Annotated in this window: 15 protein-coding genes; 5 read left to right on the forward strand and 10 right to left on the reverse strand. The window is 73.6% G+C overall.

Annotated elements, in window-relative coordinates; translation table 11 throughout:
• Positions 1-132: 132 nt before the first annotated feature.
• On the forward strand, positions 133-645 hold the full coding sequence (locus ACZ3HQ_RS29210) for a hypothetical protein (protein WP_467515519.1): 513 nt from the start codon (positions 133-135) through the stop codon (positions 643-645).
• A 77-nt stretch (positions 646-722) separates the two neighbouring features.
• On the opposite strand, the gene ACZ3HQ_RS29215 is transcribed toward ACZ3HQ_RS29210, so the two are convergent.
• Both ACZ3HQ_RS29215 and ACZ3HQ_RS29220 read right to left on the reverse strand, forming a co-directional pair.
• Positions 723-1,034 (reverse strand): WXG100 family type VII secretion target, encoded by a 312-nt coding sequence (locus ACZ3HQ_RS29215; protein WP_359710152.1) that lies wholly within the window; start codon positions 1,032-1,034, stop codon positions 723-725.
• A 34-nt stretch (positions 1,035-1,068) separates the two neighbouring features.
• Positions 1,069-1,407 carry a WXG100 family type VII secretion target gene (locus ACZ3HQ_RS29220; RefSeq protein ID WP_030816816.1) on the reverse strand — a complete coding sequence of 113 codons (339 nt, stop codon included), beginning with the start codon at positions 1,405-1,407 and terminating at the stop codon, positions 1,069-1,071.
• Positions 1,408-1,700: 293 nt separating this feature from the next.
• Here ACZ3HQ_RS29220 and ACZ3HQ_RS29225 point away from each other — a divergent pair, with 293 nt between their 5' ends.
• Positions 1,701-2,030 carry a DUF397 domain-containing protein gene (locus ACZ3HQ_RS29225; protein WP_467515527.1) on the forward strand — a complete coding sequence of 110 codons (330 nt, stop codon included), beginning with the start codon at positions 1,701-1,703 and terminating at the stop codon, positions 2,028-2,030.
• Between the two features lie 63 nt (positions 2,031-2,093).
• Here the strand turns inward: ACZ3HQ_RS29225 and ACZ3HQ_RS29230 are convergent, their stop codons facing one another.
• From ACZ3HQ_RS29230 to eccB, 3 genes are read right to left on the reverse strand one after another with little or no spacing between them, the layout of a single operon-like run.
• The gene (locus ACZ3HQ_RS29230) at positions 2,094-3,584 is read right to left on the reverse strand and encodes an outer membrane protein assembly factor BamB family protein (RefSeq protein WP_467515529.1); all 1,491 of its coding nucleotides are present in this window, start codon (positions 3,582-3,584) and stop codon (positions 2,094-2,096) included.
• Positions 3,581-4,807: a type VII secretion-associated serine protease mycosin gene (gene mycP / locus ACZ3HQ_RS29235; RefSeq protein WP_467515532.1), complete on the reverse strand. Its 1,227-nt coding sequence runs from the start codon at positions 4,805-4,807 to the stop codon at positions 3,581-3,583. Before mycP ends, ACZ3HQ_RS29230 begins: the two co-directional genes overlap by 4 nt.
• A 29-nt stretch (positions 4,808-4,836) precedes the next feature.
• Positions 4,837-6,360, reverse strand: a complete 1,524-nt coding sequence (gene eccB, locus ACZ3HQ_RS29240; RefSeq protein WP_467515535.1) for a type VII secretion protein EccB — start codon at positions 6,358-6,360, stop codon at positions 4,837-4,839.
• Positions 6,361-6,545: 185 nt separating this feature from the next.
• Between eccB and eccE the strand changes: the two genes are divergently transcribed.
• The 3 genes from eccE (at position 6,546) to ACZ3HQ_RS29255 (ending at position 11,891) form a co-directional block, all read left to right on the forward strand.
• Positions 6,546-7,880 carry a type VII secretion protein EccE gene (eccE, locus tag ACZ3HQ_RS29245; protein WP_467515538.1) on the forward strand — a complete coding sequence of 445 codons (1,335 nt, stop codon included), beginning with the start codon at positions 6,546-6,548 and terminating at the stop codon, positions 7,878-7,880.
• A complete protein-coding gene (locus ACZ3HQ_RS29250) occupies positions 7,877-8,653 on the forward strand; it encodes a hypothetical protein (RefSeq protein ID WP_467515541.1) in 777 nt (258 codons plus the stop codon). Before eccE ends, ACZ3HQ_RS29250 begins: the two co-directional genes overlap by 4 nt.
• 217 nt (positions 8,654-8,870) lie before the next feature.
• Positions 8,871-11,891, forward strand: a complete 3,021-nt coding sequence (locus ACZ3HQ_RS29255) for an SCO5717 family growth-regulating ATPase (protein ID WP_467515543.1) — start codon at positions 8,871-8,873, stop codon at positions 11,889-11,891.
• A 62-nt stretch (positions 11,892-11,953) separates the two neighbouring features.
• Here ACZ3HQ_RS29255 and ACZ3HQ_RS29260 read toward each other — a convergent pair whose 3' ends face one another.
• From ACZ3HQ_RS29260 to ACZ3HQ_RS29280, 5 genes are all read right to left on the reverse strand, one after another.
• Positions 11,954-12,901 (reverse strand): bifunctional riboflavin kinase/FAD synthetase, encoded by a 948-nt coding sequence (locus ACZ3HQ_RS29260; RefSeq protein WP_364818460.1) that lies wholly within the window; start codon positions 12,899-12,901, stop codon positions 11,954-11,956.
• A gap of 124 nt (positions 12,902-13,025) precedes the next feature.
• Positions 13,026-16,403: a trypsin-like peptidase domain-containing protein gene (locus ACZ3HQ_RS29265; protein ID WP_467515547.1), complete on the reverse strand. Its 3,378-nt coding sequence runs from the start codon at positions 16,401-16,403 to the stop codon at positions 13,026-13,028.
• 265 nt (positions 16,404-16,668) lie between these two features.
• The gene (truB, locus tag ACZ3HQ_RS29270) at positions 16,669-17,574 is read right to left on the reverse strand and encodes a tRNA pseudouridine(55) synthase TruB (protein WP_467515550.1); all 906 of its coding nucleotides are present in this window, start codon (positions 17,572-17,574) and stop codon (positions 16,669-16,671) included.
• Positions 17,571-18,023, reverse strand: a complete 453-nt coding sequence (rbfA, locus tag ACZ3HQ_RS29275) for a 30S ribosome-binding factor RbfA (protein ID WP_467515552.1) — start codon at positions 18,021-18,023, stop codon at positions 17,571-17,573. The genes truB and rbfA overlap by 4 nt, the downstream gene beginning before the upstream one ends.
• A 42-nt stretch (positions 18,024-18,065) precedes the next feature.
• On the reverse strand, positions 18,066-18,359 hold the full coding sequence (locus ACZ3HQ_RS29280; RefSeq protein ID WP_030817206.1) for a DUF503 domain-containing protein: 294 nt from the start codon (positions 18,357-18,359) through the stop codon (positions 18,066-18,068).
• Positions 18,360-18,495: the final 136 nt, after the last annotated feature.

The raw sequence follows: 18,495 nt of genomic DNA on the forward strand, positions 1-18,495 counted from the left end.
CGCAGTTTGAAAGTAGCTGCGACAGGAATTGCCCTGGTATGGGCTGTTTCAGCGTGCAGCGCGGATCCCCAAGACGAGGATTCCGGGATTCGGGCAGGTGAAGTGTGCGGAAAGTTCGCCCATGATCCTTCAGTGGAGTCCGCACTCACCAAGATCGCTGGCACAACGCGCTTCAGCGACACTGGCTCCGAACCGGAGAAAGCGCTCGCAACACTTCGAGCCGCAGATGGGCGGGTCGGGGGCGGGGAGATGGAAGGAGTGCCCAAATGTCTCCTGAGGCCGCCGTCGGGAGGTGAGCATCTGGTCACGCTCTACTTCAGGGAGGCCGCCATCGTCCTGAAGGCCAACCCTGAACTGGAGAAGATGTATACGTACTATCGGACTGGAGCGTCGGCGTCGTCCTCAGACAGGCTGGCTTCCATCTATTTCCGGTGCCGTATGTCCAGCCCGAAGAAGAACATCATCGTCAACGCATCACTGGAGCGCGAGAGCAAGGTCAAGATCTCGGGCAAGGAAGCCGCCGACAAGCAGATGCTCGTCGCCAACGCGGCCGCCCAGAACGTTGCTCAACAGCTCGGCTGCCAGGGGACCGACCTCGTGAAGGGTGCGCCGCAGGCGGTTTCCGGGGTGTACGGACCCCGCTGAGGTAGCTCTTCCGGGTGAAACGCCGAGGGGGCGCCACGCGTGATGCGTGGCGCCCCCTCACAGACTCAGGCCCGGACTCAGCCCATCAGCATGCGGAACCGGGCCGCGTTGCCCTGGTCCGTGTCCTGGTAGCCGACGACCGAGTCGTCGAGGAGCTTGGCGATGCGGGCGAGCTTGTGGGTCATCTGGTCCATCTGCTCGCTGCTGTCGCGCTGGATCTCGGCGTAGGCGGTCTTCGCCTCGCCCTCCCAGGTCTCGGCGACGGCCTTCACGCGGCGCATGAGGGTCTCGAGCTGTTCGGACAGGTTCTTGGCCGTGTTGCGGACATCGCTGGCGGCCTGGGTGACGGTGTCGTAATTGACTGCGGTGCGGTCTGCGGAGTAGCTCATGATGCGTTTCTCCCTCGTGGATGCGGCCGGGATGTCAGGCGAGGTCAGTGATGCGGCTCTTGACCTCGTAGGAGTTGTCCACCTTGCGGATGTCGGAGATCCGCTCCTGCTCCTGGTCGGTGAACCCGCCGACGCTCGCCCGCATCGCCTCCTCCAGGTCGACGAGGTCGTCCTGGAGCTTCTTGAGGTTCCTGTTCACACCCTGCTGGACGGTGTCGAACTCCTTGCCCGCCGCGCCCTTCCAGCCGGCCTGGATCATGTCGACGACCCGGTTGAGGGACGTCACGCGCTCGCTCACCGTGTGGTGGAAGTCCCGGATGTCGTTCGCGAGTCCGGTGAGCGCGTGTGCGCTGAGGTCAACGCCCGAAGCCATACGTTCTTGCCCTCCTCTTGCTGCGACGGTGACCTTCACCACCGCGACGGGTCCGCCGGAACCGACGTCCCGGCCCTCCTGGCGGGCAAGCCCTGCTGCGTGTTCACGCGCCGCGTGGCCGCAGCGTCGCACCGCCCCCGTGCGGTACCACAGTCGTGGCACCCGGAGCCACTCTAGTCATTCCGAGTGGCCCTTCCAACTGCAAAGTCAACATACGGGAGTTCCGGCTACCGGTACCGTGACGGCTACTGTCGGCACAGAGTGTTGAAACGTGGGAAAGGGGTCGCCGCGTCATGACGGAGACGGCTGAGGAGATGAAGGCGCGCAAGGATCGTGAGCGCGACGAGCTGTACGCCCTCGACATCTCCGGCGTCGCCTGGCACTGCGCGCCCGGCGCCGAGGAGCACGAGGAGCGGGTGGAGATCGCCCATCTCCCCGACGGTGCCGTGGCCATGCGGTCCTCGCTCGAACCCGAGACCGTGCTGCGCTACACCGCCGCCGAGTGGCACGCCTTCGTACTCGGCGCCCGTGACGGGGAGTTCGACCTGACGCCCACCGAGCGCAACGGCGGCCTGATCGCCATCGAGGAGACCGAGAGGGAGCGGACCGCCGCTTCCGAGTAGGGCGGAACGCGTGGGAAGGCCGGGAGGGGTCCAGTGGGCCCTCCCGGCCTTCTCGCGTCGTCGTCAGTGCCTCAGCCCCGCCGAGCCCACACCCAGCACCGACAGCACCGGGCTCTTCGGCCGCTTGTCGTCGCGTTCCATCTCGCGGGCCGCGAAGAGGACATGTCCGTGCTCGTACACGATCTGGCCCTGCTCCGGGTCGCTGAGCGCGCCCTCGTCGTCCTCCGGGAGGTGGAAGAAGAGGTACGGCTTCTCTGTGTCCGTACGGGAGTTCCACGCGAGCACGGCGGCGGGCTGGACCTCGTCGATGCTGCGGCGGTAGAGGATCAGGTCGTCGCCGTCGGCGCGCAGCGGGACCACGTTCTGGAAGGGCCCGCCCTCGAACTTGCCCGCCATGGTGCCCTTTTGGACGTCGAAGGCGACGACGCGGTTCGCGGGCCCGTCGGTCTCGTCGCTCTCCTTGGACATGGCGTACAGCCGGTCCCGGCCGACGACCAGGCCGGGGCACTTGTCGAGCACGCCGAAGAACGGGCCGGCGAAGCCGGTGCTGCCGCACAGGGGCTCGTAGCCGCTCATCGAGATGGTGGCCCGCTGCCGGCCGTTGGTGCCGTCGAGGGTGATCAGGTCGGTGACGTCGATGTCCCCGGCCTCCACGGCCAGTACGGGCGGGTCGGCGGAGGGCAGGTACACGCCCTGCACGCCCTTGGAGACCTGGTAGGTCCAGCGGGGCTTGCCGGTGCGGGCGTCGAGCTTCTGCACCCGGTAGGTCGCGTCGCCGGACCGGCCGCACTTGACCAGGGCGAGGAGGGCGCGTCCGCCCGCGTACCCCTGGTCCTGGCAGGCGCCGGTGGAGGTGTTCCACAGCTTCTCGCCGCTCGCCATGTCGTACGCGACCGAGCCGTGGCCCCATGCGATCGCGACGACGCCCCTGGTGAGCGCGAGGTCGGTGTTGGTGACGTAGGCGAAGTCGGCGCCGGGCATCTTCCGCTGCCACAGCTTCCTGCCGGTGTCGAGGTCGACGAACACGACCTGGTCGCAGATGCCCCTGCCGGCCGCAGCGCCGGGGTGGGGCGGCTGGATGACGACGGCGGTGCGGTGGTCGGCCGTCATGTCCCTGCTGACGGCGCAGATGTGGCCGTCGAGCTTCAGGGACCAGGCGGTGTCGTCCTGGCCGGGCGCGATCCGGTAGCCCTCCAGGCGGGTGGCCACACCGCGCACCGCGATCTTGTCGGTGGCCCAGAGGCCGGGGCCGTAGCGGGTGTCGGCGGTGAGCTCGTCCTCGTTGTGCTGGACAACCAGCTCGCCCTCGGGGGAGGCGGGGGCCGTCTCGTGCGTCTCGCGTACCTCGTCGGGGGCCTGCTTCACCGCCGCCGCGCTCTTCGCGTCGTCCCCGGGTCCGGCGGACGGCCACAGGGCGACCGCCCCGGCGACGAGGGCGGCGGCCGCCACGACCGCGGCCGCTCCGCCCAGCAGGCGTCTGCGGCGTCTGGTCCGGGTCCGGTCCGCGGACCGGGCGGACTCGGTGAAGACGGACGGGGGCGGGCCGAAGCTCACGCTGCGGGGTCCTTCCGGCGGCGGCGCAGGTCGCGCGTGACGATGGCGGTGCCCGCGATGACGGCGACGAGGACGACGGCGATGCCGAGCGCGTAGGTCGCGTAGCGCCGGTCGCGCTCCTCGGGGGACTCGGCCAGCGAGAAGGGCGCCACGTCGGGCACGGGGGCCTTGGACAGGCCCGGGTCGGGTGTCGGGCTGGCCGGTGCGGCGGCGAGGTCGGAGTCCTGGACGGCGCGTACGGGGTCGACGACGCCCCAGCCCACGAAGTTGTCGTGACCGTTGACCGAGCGTTCGGCGGTCTGCTCGATGCGGGTGACGATCTGGGCCGGGCTCCAGTCGCGGTGCTTCTCCTTGAGGAGGGCCGCGACTCCCGCGACGAAGGGCGCGGAGAAGCTGGTGCCGTTGTCGGTGCACTGGCCGCCGCCGGGGACGGTGGACAGGATGTCCACGCCGGGGGCGGCGACGCCGACGAAGGAGCCCGCCTGGGAGAAGGGCGCGCGTTCGTTGTTGCGGTCCGAGGAGGCGACGGCGAGGACGCCCGGGAAGGCGGCCGGGTAGGTGTTCTTGACCTTGCCGTCCAGGCCGTCGTTGCCCGCGGAGGCGACCACCACGACCCCGTGCGCGAGGGCGCGGCGCACGGCTTCGGCGAGGGCGGAGGTGCCGGAGAGCGGCTTGGTGGTGTCCTGGGAGATGTTGATGACACCGGCGCCCTTGGCCACGGCGTGGTCGATCGCCTTGGCCATCGAATCGGAGTCGCCGCTGTTGCGGGCGTCGTTCTGCCGGATCGGGATGATGGTGGCGTTGGGGGCGAGGCCGACGAACCCGGTGCCCGCGCGGGGGCGGGCCGCGATGATCCCGGCGACCTTGGTGCCGTGGCCGACCTGGTCGTCGGTGGGGTCGGCGCCCTTGCCCTTGGTCAGGAAGTCACGGCCGAGCGCCTTGTCGACGGCCGGGGCGAGCTGGGGGTTCCTGGTGTCGACGCCGGTGTCGATGACGGCCACCCGGACGCCCTTTCCCTTGTCCGTGCCGCGCCACAGCTCGTCCAGCAGCACGCGCTGGAGGGACCAGGGGGTGCCCTTGACGGTCTTGGCGGGGAAGGTGCACTCGCCGCTGCCGTCCAGGTGGAGGCCGGGTGCGGGCGGGGCGGTGCCGAGGGTGGTCAGCAGTACGGCGGCGGTCAGCAGGGTTGCCTTCGCGGGCAGCACTCCTACGGCGCTCCTCATCGTGTTGTCGTCGCGTGGGAGGTGCGCGCTCACGAACCCTGCGGCTGGCGGGCGCCGTTGGTGTCGAGGCGGGGTCCCTTGGCGAGCAGTTCGGACCAGGCGGCGGGCACCTTGGCGGGCCGGACGTTCTCGTAGCCGAGCTTGACCTGGGCCTCGCTGGGCTCGGGGGTGCCGTCGGCGGACTTCTTGGCCTGGGCGCCGATGTCAGAGGTGCGGCTGTCGCTGTCGCCGTTGTTCTGGACGGCGTAGCGCAGGCCGGTGTCGGTGACCAGGAAGAGGCCGCCCGCGGTGGTCGCGGTGCCCTGGCTCTGGGTGTAGAGCAGGCCGGTGCCGGGGGTGACGTAGGTGCTGGTGCCGTCGGCGGTGATCTCGGCGGGGTAGTCCTTGCCGGCCCAGGTGCTCAGGGTGGTGGTGTTGTCGCCGGAGACCTCGCGGAGCACGCTGCACACGGTGTCGCGGCCGGAGGCGGAGTCGGCCACGTTGACCCGAACGGCCTGCTGCTGGGGCCAGTCGGCGGGCTGTCCGGCGAAGGGGGTGGGGTCGGCGGTGAAGTCCTGGAGCCCGACGCTGCGGGCCTGGCTGTTCATGTTGAGCTTGCCGGTCTGGGGCGAGGTGATGAGCAGCCAGGCGGTGAAGTCGCTGACGGGCTGCACCTTGCCCGGCAGCACCACGTAGTGCTTGGTGCCCTCGCCGGTCTCGGTGCGCAGGACCATGCCGACCCGGTTCTCCTCGGGGGAGAGCTGGCCGGGCACCCCGGCGGGGGCGCCGACGTTCGCGGGGAGTCGCGGGAAGCGGATGGGGGTGCCCTGGTGGAGGGTGGCGAGCCACTCCTTGGTGACCGTCTGGGGCTGCCGGGTGCCGACGAGGGCGTTGGTCAGCAGGTCGTTCTCCGTGCCGGTGAGGGCGTACGCGGTGCCGTGGGCGTCGACGAGGTAACGGGCGCCGGTGCGGGTCCTGACGTAGAGGACGTCGCCGCCGTGGAGGCGTCCGGCGCCCTCCGTCTTCGGGGCGTCCCGGCCGGCGAGGACGAAGGTGGCCTGCTGGACGGTCTCGCCCTTGCCGCCCGGCTGTTCGCAGACGGCCCAGCGCTTGGCGGTGCCCGCGTCGGCGGCTGCGGGGAGCCGGTCGGGGGCGTAGGGGATGCCGAGGATGGGGCCGCGCGACAGCTTGCCGGAGTCGAGGATCTTGTCGCTGACCTGGATGACCTGGTAGCCGGCGTCGTTCATCAGCAGGCGGGCGGAGGCGAGGTTGAGCACCGGGTGCAGGCGGGTGGTCTTCCCCGTCTTGAGCACGACGTACCGGGTGGTGGACTGCTTGCCGACGATGACCCGGGTGCCGGGCTCGTCCCAGCCGGCGGGGGCGGTGGGCTGGAACATGCCCCAGGCGCCGAACACGGCCAGCGTCAGCGCGCCCGCCACCAGGGTCGGTACGACGGCACGCAGCGGCTTGGGGGCGCCTTCCTCGGTCCCGGACGGCGACGGCTGGAGGAAGGCCGCGAGGGTGCGCCTCTTCGCAAACGTGTAGGCGTTGAGTTCATCCCGCCGTGATGCCATAAGTGCCTGCTTCTCCCCGTTGTCGCAGTGGCGGGCACCGGTCCCGCGCCGCGATGTCAGACCGGCCCTCTACTATGCATGGTGGCCGCCGGTGCTGGTGGAGCGGGTAGGGTACCGGGGCCTTCGAGGGGCCCGAATGGGATGCCGGGGCCTGTGAGTTGTGAGTGATACGGGGGGATTCGGTGATGGCTTCCGTTACGCGGTCGCGCTTGCGGGGCCGGGCGCGGGCCGGGGGACCCCGTGCGCCCGAGCCGGAGTCCGGCGGCGCCCCGGCGGGACCGTCGACGGCGGCCACCCCTTCCGGGACCCACTTCCGTACGACAGCCGGGCAGGTCGGATCGTTTCGCCTGCAACGGCTCGTCCTGCTGGAGCTGGCCGTCGCCGTCCTGGTCGTCGGCTGGGTGATCTCGCCGTTCGCGCTGATGCCAGCGGGGCTGGTCGCGGTGGCACTGGTGCTGCTGGCGCTGGTGCGCCGCCGGGGGCGCACGCTTCCCGAATGGCTGGTCACGGCGCGGGCGTTGAGGGCGCGTCAACAGCGCGCCCGGAACACACCCGTACCGCCGGGCACCGAGCCCGCGCTGGTGCCCGCGCTCGAGTGCGAGCCAGCGCTGCGGACCTACTCGTACGGGGGACGCGACCGGCGCCCGGTCGGCATGGTGGGTGACGGCACGTTCCTCACCGCCGTGCTCCAGGTGGAGGCCGACGCGACGGCACTGCGCGCGGACCGCAACCGCCAGCCGCTCCCCCTCGCCCTGGTGCGGGACGCCCTGGAGGTCGACGGCATCCGGCTGGAGTCCGCCCAGGTGGTGCTGCACACCCAGCCCGCGCCCGCCCTGCACCTCCCCCAGCAGTCGGTGGCCGTCGCCAACTACCTGCCGCTCCAGGAGCAGACGGGCGCTCCGGCGGTCCGCATCACCTGGATCGCGCTGAAGCTCGACCCCGAGCTGTGCGCGGAGGCCGTGGCCGCTCGCGGGGGCGGGCTCGCGGGGGCGCAGAAGTGCGTGGCGCGGGTCGCGGACCATCTGGCGAGCCGGCTGACGGGCGCGGGCATGCGGGCCACCATCCTCGACGAGGAGGAGCTGATCGGCGCGCTGGCCACCTCCGCCTCCGCCAACCCGCTGGTCACGGCCGAGGCCGGGCGCGGTGAGCGGCGCGAGCGGCGTACCGAGGAGTCCGGGCGGGGCTGGCGCTGCGACAACCGGCGGCACACCACGTACTGGATACGGCGCTGGCCCCGGCTGGGCGGTGAACGGGGCGAGACGCTGCCGCAGTTCGTCGCGCTGGTCACCGCCACCCCGGCGCTGGCCACCACGTTCAGCCTCACGCTCGCGCGGGCGGAGCGGCAGGAGGTCGCGCTGACCGGTCATCTGCGGGTGACGGGGCGCAGCGACGACGAACTCGTGGCCGCGCGCCGCTCGCTGGAGGGCGCGGCCCGGCACGCCGGGGCGGGGCTCGCCCGGCTGGACCGTGAGCAACTGCCGGGCATGCTGGCCACGTTGCCGCTGGGAGGCGCGCGATGACGAGCACACAGGCGACCACCGCCCCGGAGGCGCCCGCGCGCGGGGGGTCCGGACTGCGCCGGGCCGGGGAGCGGCTGCGGCAGGGGTTCGGGCTGCTCGGCCCCCGGCACGGCCGGCACCTGCTGCCCGCCGCCGAACTGGACGCGCTCGCGCTGCCCATCGGGGACGACGGCGTGGTGGCCGGCGTGGACACCGAGGGGCGGCCAGCGGTGCTGGGCGTCAACCGGCCGACCCCGTACGACGTGGTGCTGATCGGCGGCCTGTGGACGGCGCAGGTGCTGGCGCTGCGCACGGCGGCCACGGGCGCGCGGGTCGCGGTGGAGACCGGCCGGCCGCAGGCGTGGATGCAGATGGTGCACGCCATGGGCGGCGGCCAGAACGGCCTCTCGGTCTACGAGGTGGGCCGGGTGCCCCCGCAGGGCGCGTCCGCGGGCACACCGGTGCTGGTGGTGCGGGACTGCGGGATGCGGCCCCCGCGCGGGCGGGTGGCGGCGGGGCCCTGGCAGTCGGTGGTGACGCTGCTGCCGTATCTCTCCCCGGTCGCGCCCCGGTTGCTGCGCCAGGCGCGGCTCACCGGCATCCAGCGGGTCTCGCCGGACGAGGCGGCCGAGTTGGGGCGCACGATGGGGCTGTCGCGGACCGAGGTCGAGTCGCTGCCGGGGCTGCCCGACGGCGTCACCCTGTGGTGCACCGACCGGGACCGGCAGTACGTGCTGACGCAGCCCACCGACGCCGAGATCGGGCTGCTGGGCAACCCGCGCCGGATGGACTGAACCGACCTTTTCCGTCCGCTTTGTTCGTGTTGTGAGCGTTCCGGGTGTGAACCGGGCCTGCCGGGGTGGGGCTCGTGGTGATTAGGCTGGGAGCGGGCGCGATGCCGAAACCTGTGGACGGGCGCCGTCCCTGGGGGGAGCACCGGTGGACCGGGCTGTCGTACGGCCCGGTCGCCCCGGCACGCGATGAAAGTGCTCGACCACACCAGGAGGAACTGTGAGCAGCGATCGGGACGGTATGCGCGGGGGCTGGGCCACACCCGACGACGACCAGCCCGACGCGGAGTCGGCCGTCGAGAACACGGGCGAGTTCACCATCGACTACGCGCCGCCCGCCTGGTACACGCAGAACGCGGGTGCCTCCGGCGGTTCGGCCGGTGGCGGTACGCACGGTTCCGGTGAGCCTGCTCCGGTGCCGCCGTTCCCCGCGACGCCGCCCGCGCCTGGTACGCCCTTTGCTCCGCCGGCCCCGGCGGGCGGTTCCGGTGCGCCGTACGCCCCGCCCGCGCCCTCGGCTCCGCCCGCGCCGCCGGTCGGCAGTCCGGTGCCGGTGCCGCAGCTTCCGACGGGGTTCGAGGCACAGCACGCCGAGGAGTCCCCCTCGCCCGCTCCGGAACCCGAGCCGGAGAACGGGGACCTGGAGTCCGGCGCGACCATGCGCTTCTCCGCCGCCGCGCTGAAGCGGGAGATCGCGGAGCGGGAGGCGGCCGGGGACGAGGCGGCTGACGCCGGTGACGAGGACGCCGAGGAGGCGCCCCGCGCGGATGCTGACTCTGCCGCTGCCGCTGCCTCTGCCGAGAACGGCGGCGACGAGCCGAGCGCCGCCGCCGAAGCCGAGGACGAGGACAGCCCGGCCGAGGCGGAGTCCGCCCAGGACGGGCCTGCCGAGGACGAGCCCGAGCAGGGGACCGCCGAGACCTCTCCCGAGCAGGAGGCCGAGGCCCCGGAGGCCGGCGCCGAGCACGCGGACGCCCCGGAAGCCCCGGCCACGGAGCCCACCGCCGTCGAAGCCCCCGCTGCCAAGACCCCCGCAGCCTGGACTCCCCCGCCCGCCCCCCAGCAGAGCGTCCCGCCGCTGCCCCCGTCGTACCAGCCCGCCGCCCCCGCCCCGGCGGCACAGTGGCCCGCGCAGGCCGGCCCCATGCCCGGTCAGCCGCCGCATGCACCGGCGCCCCCGCCGCAGGCGCCCACCCCGCCGCAGCCGGCCCCGGCCGCCTGGGACCAGTCCGGCACGCCGAACCAGCCGACGCCGCCACCCGGTTATGGCTTCCCGCCCCAGCAGAACCCCCCGCAGCCGCCCCCGGCACCGGGCTACGGCTTCCCCGCGCAGCCCAACCCGCCTGCCCAGCAGCCGCCCACGGCACCCGCCCCGCCGCCCGGCCACAACTCCCCCGCACAGCCCAACACCGCCGCCCAGCAGCCGGGTTACGGCTTCCCGCAACAGCCGGGCGCGCTCCAGCAGCCGCCCACGGCCCCCACCCCGCCGCACGGCCACAACTCCCCCGCACAGCCCAACACCGCCGCCCAGCAGCCGGGTTACGGCTTCCCGCAACAGCCGGCCGCGCTCCACCAGCCGCCCACGACACCCACCCCGCCGCACGGCCCCCACCAGCAAACCGACTCCCCCGAGCTGCCCAACCCGCCTGCCCCGCCCGCCGGTTACGGCTTCCCGCAGCCGGGCACCCCTCAGCAGCCCCCGGCCGCCCCCACCCCGCCCCCCGGCCCCACCTTCCCCCGCCAGCAGACGGACTCCTCCAGGCCGTCCAACCCCCCTGCCCCGCCCGCTGGTTACGGCTTCCCCCAGCAGGGCATCCCTCAGCAGCCCCCGGCCGCCCCCACCCCGCCCCCCGGCTACGGCTTCCCTCAGCAGCAGACCGACTCCCAGCAGTCCAACCCCCCTGCCCCGCAGCCGGGTTACGGCTTCCCGCAGGGGCCCGAGGGGCAGCCGCCCGTTGACCCCCGGGCCGGTGCCGCGTGGCCGCAGCCCGTGCAGCACGACCAGCGGCAGCCCACGCATCCGGGGGCCGCGCCGCTGGGTTACACCGCGGCTGTGGAGCTGTCCTCCGACCGTCTGCTGAACAACAAGCGGCAGAAGACGCGCAGCGGGCGTCCCGCCGCGGCCGCGTCCAGGTTCAAGCTGGGCGGCAAGAAGGAGGAGGCGGAGCGGCAGCGCAAGCTGGAGCTGATCCGCACCCCCGTGCTGTCCTGCTACCGGATAGCGGTGATCAGCCTCAAGGGCGGCGTCGGCAAGACGACCACGACGACCGCGCTGGGTTCCACGCTGGCCTCGGAGCGGCAGGACAAGATCCTCGCCATCGACGCCAACCCGGACGCGGGCACCCTCGGCCGCCGGGTGCGCCGGGAGACCGGCGCGACCATCCGTGACCTGGTGCAGGCGATCCCGCATCTGCACTCGTACATGGACATCCGCCGGTTCACCTCGCAGGCGCCCTCCGGTCTGGAGATCATCGCCAACGACGTGGACCCGGCGGTGTCGACCACGTTCAACGACGAGGACTACCGGCGCGCGATCGACGTGCTCGGCCGCCAGTACCCGGTCATCCTGACCGACTCCGGCACCGGTCTGCTCTACAGCGCGATGCGGGGGGTGCTGGACCTCGCCGACCAGCTCATCATCATCTCCACGCCCTCGGTGGACGGCGCGAGCAGCGCCAGCACCACGCTGGACTGGCTGTCCGCGCACGGCTACGCCGACCTGGTGTCCCGCTCGATCACCGTCATCTCCGGGGTCCGCGAGACCGGGAAGATGATCAAGGTCGACGACATCGTGTCGCACTTCGAGACGCGCTGCCGGGGTGTGGTCGTGGTGCCGTTCGACGAGCATCTGTCGGCCGGCGCCGAGGTCAACCTCGACATGATGCGGCCCAAGGTGCGCGAGGCGTACTTCACGCTCGCGGCGATGGTGGCCGAGGACTTCGTGCGGCACCAGCAGGCGCACGGGCTGTGGACCAGGGACGGCAACCCGCCTCCGGTCGCCGCGCCGCCGATGCCGGGGCAGCAGGCTCCCGGCCAGCCCTACCCGCCGCAGCAGCCCCAGCCGTTCGTGCCGGGCCAGCAGCAGTACCCGCCGCAGCCGGGCCACCCGTACCCGCCGCAGCAACCGCAGCCGGGTCAGCCGTATCCCCCGCAGCCCGGCCCGCAGCAGTACCCGTACCCCGGCCCGCCCCAGGCCCAGCCCCCGCAGGCGCCGCCGCCCCAGGCGCCCCCGCAGCAGTAGCCGGAGACGGCGAAGGGCGGCCGGTGCTCAGCGCACCGGCCGCCCTTTCACATCCCGGGGCGCTACGCGTCCGCGGCCACGATCTCCCGGCACCGCTCCACGTCCGCGCCCATCTGGACCAGCAGGTCGTCCAGCGAGTCGAACTTCGCCTGGCCGCGCACATAGGCGAGGAACTCGACGGCGACGTGCATCCCGTACAGGTCGAGGCCGACGCGGTCGATCGCGTACGCCTCCACCGTGCGCTCGGTGCCGTCGAACTGCGGGTTGGTGCCGACCGAGATCGCGGCGGGCATGGTCTCGCCCTGGGCGTACAGGTACCCGGCGTAGACGCCGTCGGCGGGGATCGCGGTGTGCGGCAGGGTCTCCACGTTGGCGGTGGGGAAGCCGAGTTCGCGGCCGCGCTGGGCGCCCCGGACGACCACGCCCTCCACCCGGTGCGGGCGGCCCAGGATCTCGCGGGCGCCGGCGACGTCGCCCTCGGCGATCAGGTTGCGGGTCAGGGTGGACGAGAAGGGCTTGCCGCCGCCCGCCTCGCCGGTGACGTACAGGTCGACGATCTCCACCTCGAAGTCGTAGACCCGGCCCTGCTCGGCGAGGAAGTCCACGGTGCCGGCCGCGCGGTGCCCGAAGCGGAAGTTCGGGCCCTCCACGACGGCCTTGGCGTGCAGCTTGTCGACCAGCACCTTGACGACGAAGTCGGCCGGGGAGAGCTGCGAGAACTCGGTGGTGAAGGGCAGTACGAGGACCGCGTCGACGCCGAGGTCCGCCATCAGTTCGCAGCGGCGGGGGTGCGGGGCGAGCAGCGGGGGGTGGCTGCCGGGCCGCACGACCTCGCTGGGGTGCGGGTCGAAGGTGACCACGACGGCCGGGACGCCCAGCTTGCGGGCGCGGTCGACGGCGTGCTCGATGATCAACTGGTGGCCGCGGTGGACACCGTCGTAGGACCCGATGGTGACGACGCTGCGCCCCCAGTCCTGAGGGATGTCCTCCAAGCCACGCCAGCGCTGCACTGTGACCGCTCCTCGAACCCGTGTCCGTGTCTGACTCTTGTGCAGGTCCAAGAGTGCCATGCCGGGTCACCGGGCTCCGCATCGGTACGCCCCCTGTGATCGGACGCACGCGGAAAACCCCTGCTCATGCCGGTACGGGCGTCCCGGCGCGTTCCTCGATCGCACGCCGGACACCGGGGCCGACGACGGCGGACCACTCCTCCGGCGCCTCCGTCAGCCAGCGGGCGAGCCGGGCGCCGAGGCCGGGCAGCTCGCGGACGAGCCCGGACAGCCGGTGGTCGCCGCCCCCGGGGGTACGGCCGAGGAGCCGGGCGGTCCGGTGGACGAGCCCCCGCGCCTCCTCCGCCGCAGGGCCCGCGCCGTCGCCGTCCAGGAGGGTGGCGGCCGCGCGCAGGACCGCGACCAGCACGTCCGGGTCCCGTTCGTGGGCGAGCAGCAGGTCCAGGAGTTCGCGGCGCAGCGGGGTGGTGGCCGGGGTGCCGGGGGCGACGAGGACGGCGGCCAGGGCGGCGCGGGCCGCCTCGTATCCCTTGCCGAGCAGTCCGGTGAGCAGCGGCAGCAGCTCGGTGCGGGCGGTGGGGCCGCGGCCGAGGCGCCGGTCGACGTAGTCGGCGACGCAGGGGGCGGCCTCCGCGCGGGGCGCGACCGTCTCCCGGACCAGGGCGGCGGCACGGCGGGCGAGCGCCGGGTCGGTGATGTCGGCGAGCGCGCGCAGGGTGACGGCGGGGTCGGGGGCGCCGCGCAGTCGGGTGCGGAAGGCGTCGAGCACGGTGTCGGGGTGGGTGGCCAGGGCCGGGAGGAGCGCGGTGGGCGGCAGGCCGCGGTCGCCGGCCGCGAAGTGGCGCAGCGCCCTGGGGAGATGCTGGTCGCGGCTGACCGGGTCGACGGCCAGCAGGGCGAGCGCGCCGCCGTGCAGGGCACGGTCGGCGGGGCGGGCCAGCAGGGCCTGAGCGGCGCGGCGCAGCAGGGTGTGGTCGGCGGACGTGCCGGTGTGGGGTGCGGTGCGGCGGGCGAGGACCAGGGCGGTGGCCCGGCGGTCGGGGTCCTCGTCGCGGGCCCAGCGGTCGACGGCGCGGCAGGCGGCGGAGGGTTCGTCCTCGGCGAGGACGGCGAGGAGTTCGACGGCTCTGCGGTGGCCGCTGTCGATCAGGGCCTCGGTGAGGTGGTCGAGCGCGCCGTAGCGGTGGGTGTGCAGGAGGGCCTGGGCGGCGGTGGCAACGGTGGCGTGCGGGGTGGCGGGCAGCGGGCGCTCGTCCTCGAACCAGCGGGTGAGGTGTGGCTGCCCGGCGGCCGGATCGGCGGCGAGCAGCCGGGCCGCCGCGTCCAGGTACCGCTCCCCCGCCCCCGCGAGCACCGCCGGGTCGGCCGGCACCAGCCGCCGCAGCAGGGCGTACCGCTCGGCGTCGGGCAGCGCGAGCGTGGTCCAGAAGCGGGGCCCGAACTCCTCGGGCACCGCCCGCCCCGCGTGCCGCCAGGCCACGATCCGGTCGGCCAGGAAGCGCAGCTCCTCCCGATAGGGCAGCGCGTCCGGGGTGCGCAGCAGGGTCCGTGAGAGCAGCCGGGCGGCCCACCAGGAGCCGGGGTCCAGATCGAGGGCGTCGGCCAGCTCCCGCAGCCGGAAGGCGAGTTGGCGGGGTCCGCGACGGCGGCCGAGGAGCAGCAGGGCCTGCACGACGGGCCCGATCCGGTGGTGCGGCACCGGCATCACCCCGGCCGGCCGCTCGGCGCGCGGGCGGTGGACCAGGACGTGCAGCGCCTCGTCCAGGTCGAGATGCGCGCCCTGCACCCAGTCCGCGAACTCCTCGTGCGCGAACCGGTATCCGCCCCCGGAGCGCACCAGCAGCCCCTCTTCCAGGACGGCCGACGCCCACCCGGTCCCCCCGCCGAGCCGGGCCGGGGCGCGCTCGGGCGGGAAGACGGTCGCAAAGCTCTCCGGGTCCAGCATGCCCCGCCCGTGCCCGAGGGCCCGCCGGGCGGCCTCGTGCACCTGCCCGGCGACCCGGGTGGCGAGGCGCCGTACGGCGGTGTCGGCGAGACCGTTGGCGGCGGCGATGCGCTCGGCGACGCGGAGGCAGGTCAGGTCGAGGTGGGCGGCGAAGACGTCGTGCCGGTCCAGCAGATGCGGAGGCAGGTCGGCCGGGATCTCGGACAGCAGGCGCAGGACGAGCGGGTGACGGGCGTCGGTGTCGGTGAGGGCGCCGTCGGGGACGCCGTACCGGGACCGGGCGGTACGGGCCTCCTGGCGGGTGAGCCCGGTCAGGCGCAGACGGGCGGGGAACTCCTCGGCCACGCCCTCCCAGAACTCCTCTCGGCAGGCCAGCACCAGCCGGGCCCCGGTGGCGCGCAGCCACTGGACGGTTCCTTCGGCCCACGCGAGCAGCAGGGAGGGCGGCATCTCCTCGGGGGCGTCGAGACAGAGCAGCAGCGGGCGCCCCTCGCGGGCGGCGAGCGCGGCCGGCGGCTCGGGGTCGAGGTCGCCGGGGTCGGCGGGGCGGCCCGGTCCGGAGGCGGCGGCGACGGGCGCGGCCCGCTCCAGCGCACGCCGGACGGCGTCGGCCACGGAGTCGTCGGTGTCCCGCAGATCGGCCCCGCGCAGCCACAGCGTGGGAGCCGGGGTGTCGCCCTGCCGCCGCCGTGCCGCGAGCGCCGCCAGCTCGGTGGTACGGCCGCTGCCGGGGTCGCCGGTGAGCGCGAGCACGGGGTGCGGGCCCGCCGTGAAGTCGGCCAACTCTCGCTGCACAGCAGGGCGTTCCACGATTCCGGTCAGCCCGGTGAGGGTGCCGGGCGGGCCGTCCTGGCTGACGGAGGCGGCGCAGAGCTGGAGGACCCCGGCGAGGTTGAGGTCGGTGCCGTAGGCCGGGACGGTGGCCGCGTTGCGGGCGAGCAGCGCGGTGAGCGCGGGGTCCGCCTCGTCTGCGGGGCGCACGGGGGCGGCGAAGCCGGAGTCCCGGCCGGCGGAGCGCAGGGAGGCGCCGAGGACGCCGAGGACCGCGCCGGTCCGGGCGTCGAGCACCGGTCCGCCGGTCGTGCCCCCGCCGGGCCGGAGCGCGTCACGGGCGGCGGTGCCGAGCGCGAGTTCCAGCGCGTCGGCCACCACCTGGCTGCGGCCTCCGACGGGATAGGCGGCGCGGGCGGCGGTGAGCACACGCGCCTCGCGCCAGCCGCCCGCGACGATCCGTACGTAGGTGCCCGCCTCGATCCGGTCGCGCGCGGTCAGCGGCAGCGGGGCGACGCCCAGGTGCTCGGTGCGGACGAGCGCGAGCCCGTGGCGGGGCAGCGGGACGACGGCATCGGCGTCGACCACGCGCGTGCGGTCGTCGGCCGCGCGCAGGACGAGCCGGTCCAGGCCCTCGACGGCCTCGTGGCTGGTGAGCAGGGTGCCGTGGTGGTCGGCGAGGAAGCCGACGCCGCGCAGGCGTCCGGCGAGGTCGCGGATCTGCACCAGGGCGTCCGCGCGGTCGCCCACGCCACCGCTCCCCGTTCGCGGCCCCTCTCCCGCCATGGTCCTGCCTCCCCAGCCGTGCACCCGCGTCTCACCTCGACGGTAGGCGCGCGATGATCACCGGAACAGGGCGCGGGGAGAAAGCGCCCCCTTCCACTCCCCCGGTTCACTCCGAGCGCCCGGCCGGACGGGTGAATACGCGGTGCGAAGTGGATAGAGGTCAGGGGTGGGGGAACCGAGGGGGGACCGTGGAGCGGCGGATGTGGCACGTACCCCGTGACCGCCGCTCCACGGGCACACCCGTGGCGTTCTGGGAAAGGCCCGCTCAGCCGAAGACGGCGAGGCTCTTGGCCTTGCCCTTCTGCTCCTCGACCAGCGCGAGGAACCGGCCCTCGGGGTCGAACACCGCGACCGGACCGGCGCCCGCGTACACCTCGGGCATCTCCAGCCGGACGCCGTTGAGCAGCAGCCTGCCGCGCTTGGCGTCCACGTCCCAGCGGGGGAACGCGGCGGAGGCGGCCTCCGCGACCGGCATCACCGTCAGCTCCGCCTGGAGCTGGTCCAGGGTCCGCGCGGAGTCCAGCTTGTACGGGCCGACCCGCGTCCGGCGCAGCGCCGTGAGGTGGCCGCCGACGCCCAGGTCGGCGCCCAGGTCGCGGGCGAGGGCGCGGATGTAGGTGCCGGAGGAGCAGACCACGGAGACGACCAGGTCGAGTACGGGGGTGCCGTCCTCGGCGACCGCGTCCCGGACGTCGTACACCGCGAAGGAGGAGACGGTCACCGGGCGGGCCGGGATCTCGAAGTCCTCGCCCTCACGGGCCCGCTTGTAGGAGCGCACGCCGTCGATCTTGATGGCGCTGACCTTGGACGGCACCTGCATGATGTCGCCGCTGAGCTTGGCGATCCCGGCGTCGATCGCCTCGCGGGTCACCTTGGAGGCGTCCGTGGAGGAGGAGATCTCCCCTTCGGCGTCGTCCGTGAGGGTGTTCTGGCCGAGCCGGATGGTGCCCAGGTACTCCTTCTCGGTCAGGGCGAGGTGCCCGAGGAGCTTGGTGGCGCGCTCCAGACCGAGGACGAGGACACCGGTGGCCATGGGGTCGAGGGTGCCGGCGTGGCCGACGCGGCGGGTCCGGGCGATCCCGCGCATCTTGGCGACCACGTCGTGCGAGGTGAAGCCCGACGGCTTGTCCACGATGACAAGGCCGTCGGGCGGGGTGGGCTTGCTGGTCATTCGGTGGTGTCGTCCGTCTCGTCGTCGGACTCCGGCTTGCGGTACGGGTCCGCGCCACCGGCGTACGCGGCGCCCGAGGACGCCTCGCGCACCTGGGCGTCGGACTGCCGGGCCCGGTCGAGGAGGTCCTCGATGTTGCGGGCCGTGTCCGGCAGGGCGTCCGCGACGAAGGTCAGCGTCGGCGTGAACTTCACCCCGGCCGCGCGGCCGACCTCGGAGCGCAGGATGCCCTTGGCGCTCTCCAGGCCCGCGGCGACGGCCTGCCGCTCCTCGTCGTCGCCGTAGACCGTGTAGAAGACGGTCGCCTCCCGCAGGTCACCCGTGACCCGCGTGTCCGTGATGGTGACGTGCGAGCCGAGCCGCGGGTCCTTGATCCCACGCTGCAGCTTCTGGGCCACCACCTCCCGGATGAGGTCCGCCAGCCTTTTCGCCCGAGCGTTGTCGGCCACTGGTCCGTCTCCCGTTCTTTCTTCTTCTTCGCGTTTCTTCGGTCAGTCGTCGTCGCCGTGGAAGCGCCGTCGCACGGACAGCAGCTCCACTTCCGGGCGGGCGGCGACCAGCCGTTCGCACTGGTCCAGTACGTCGGTGAGGTGCGCCGCGTCGCCGGACACCGTGGCGAGGCCGATGAGCGCTCGCCGGTGCAGGTCCATGTGGTCCACCTCGGCCGCGCTCACGGAGTACTTCCGCTGGAGTTCGGCGACGATCGGGCGGACGACGGAGCGCTTCTCCTTCAGCGAGTGGACGTCGCCGAGGAGGAGGTCGAAGGACAGAGTCCCCACATACATGTGTAACCGGTTGACCCGCCGGTACGGGATCGGTGGTTCTAAGCACGGTACCCCGTACGCGCCGGTGGCTCGACAGGGTTTCCGGCACCGTGGGCTGCTGGGCCACCTGGGGGCTCCGCCCCCAGACCCCCGGCCT

The organism is Streptomyces sp. NPDC018263, from assembly GCF_055562575.1.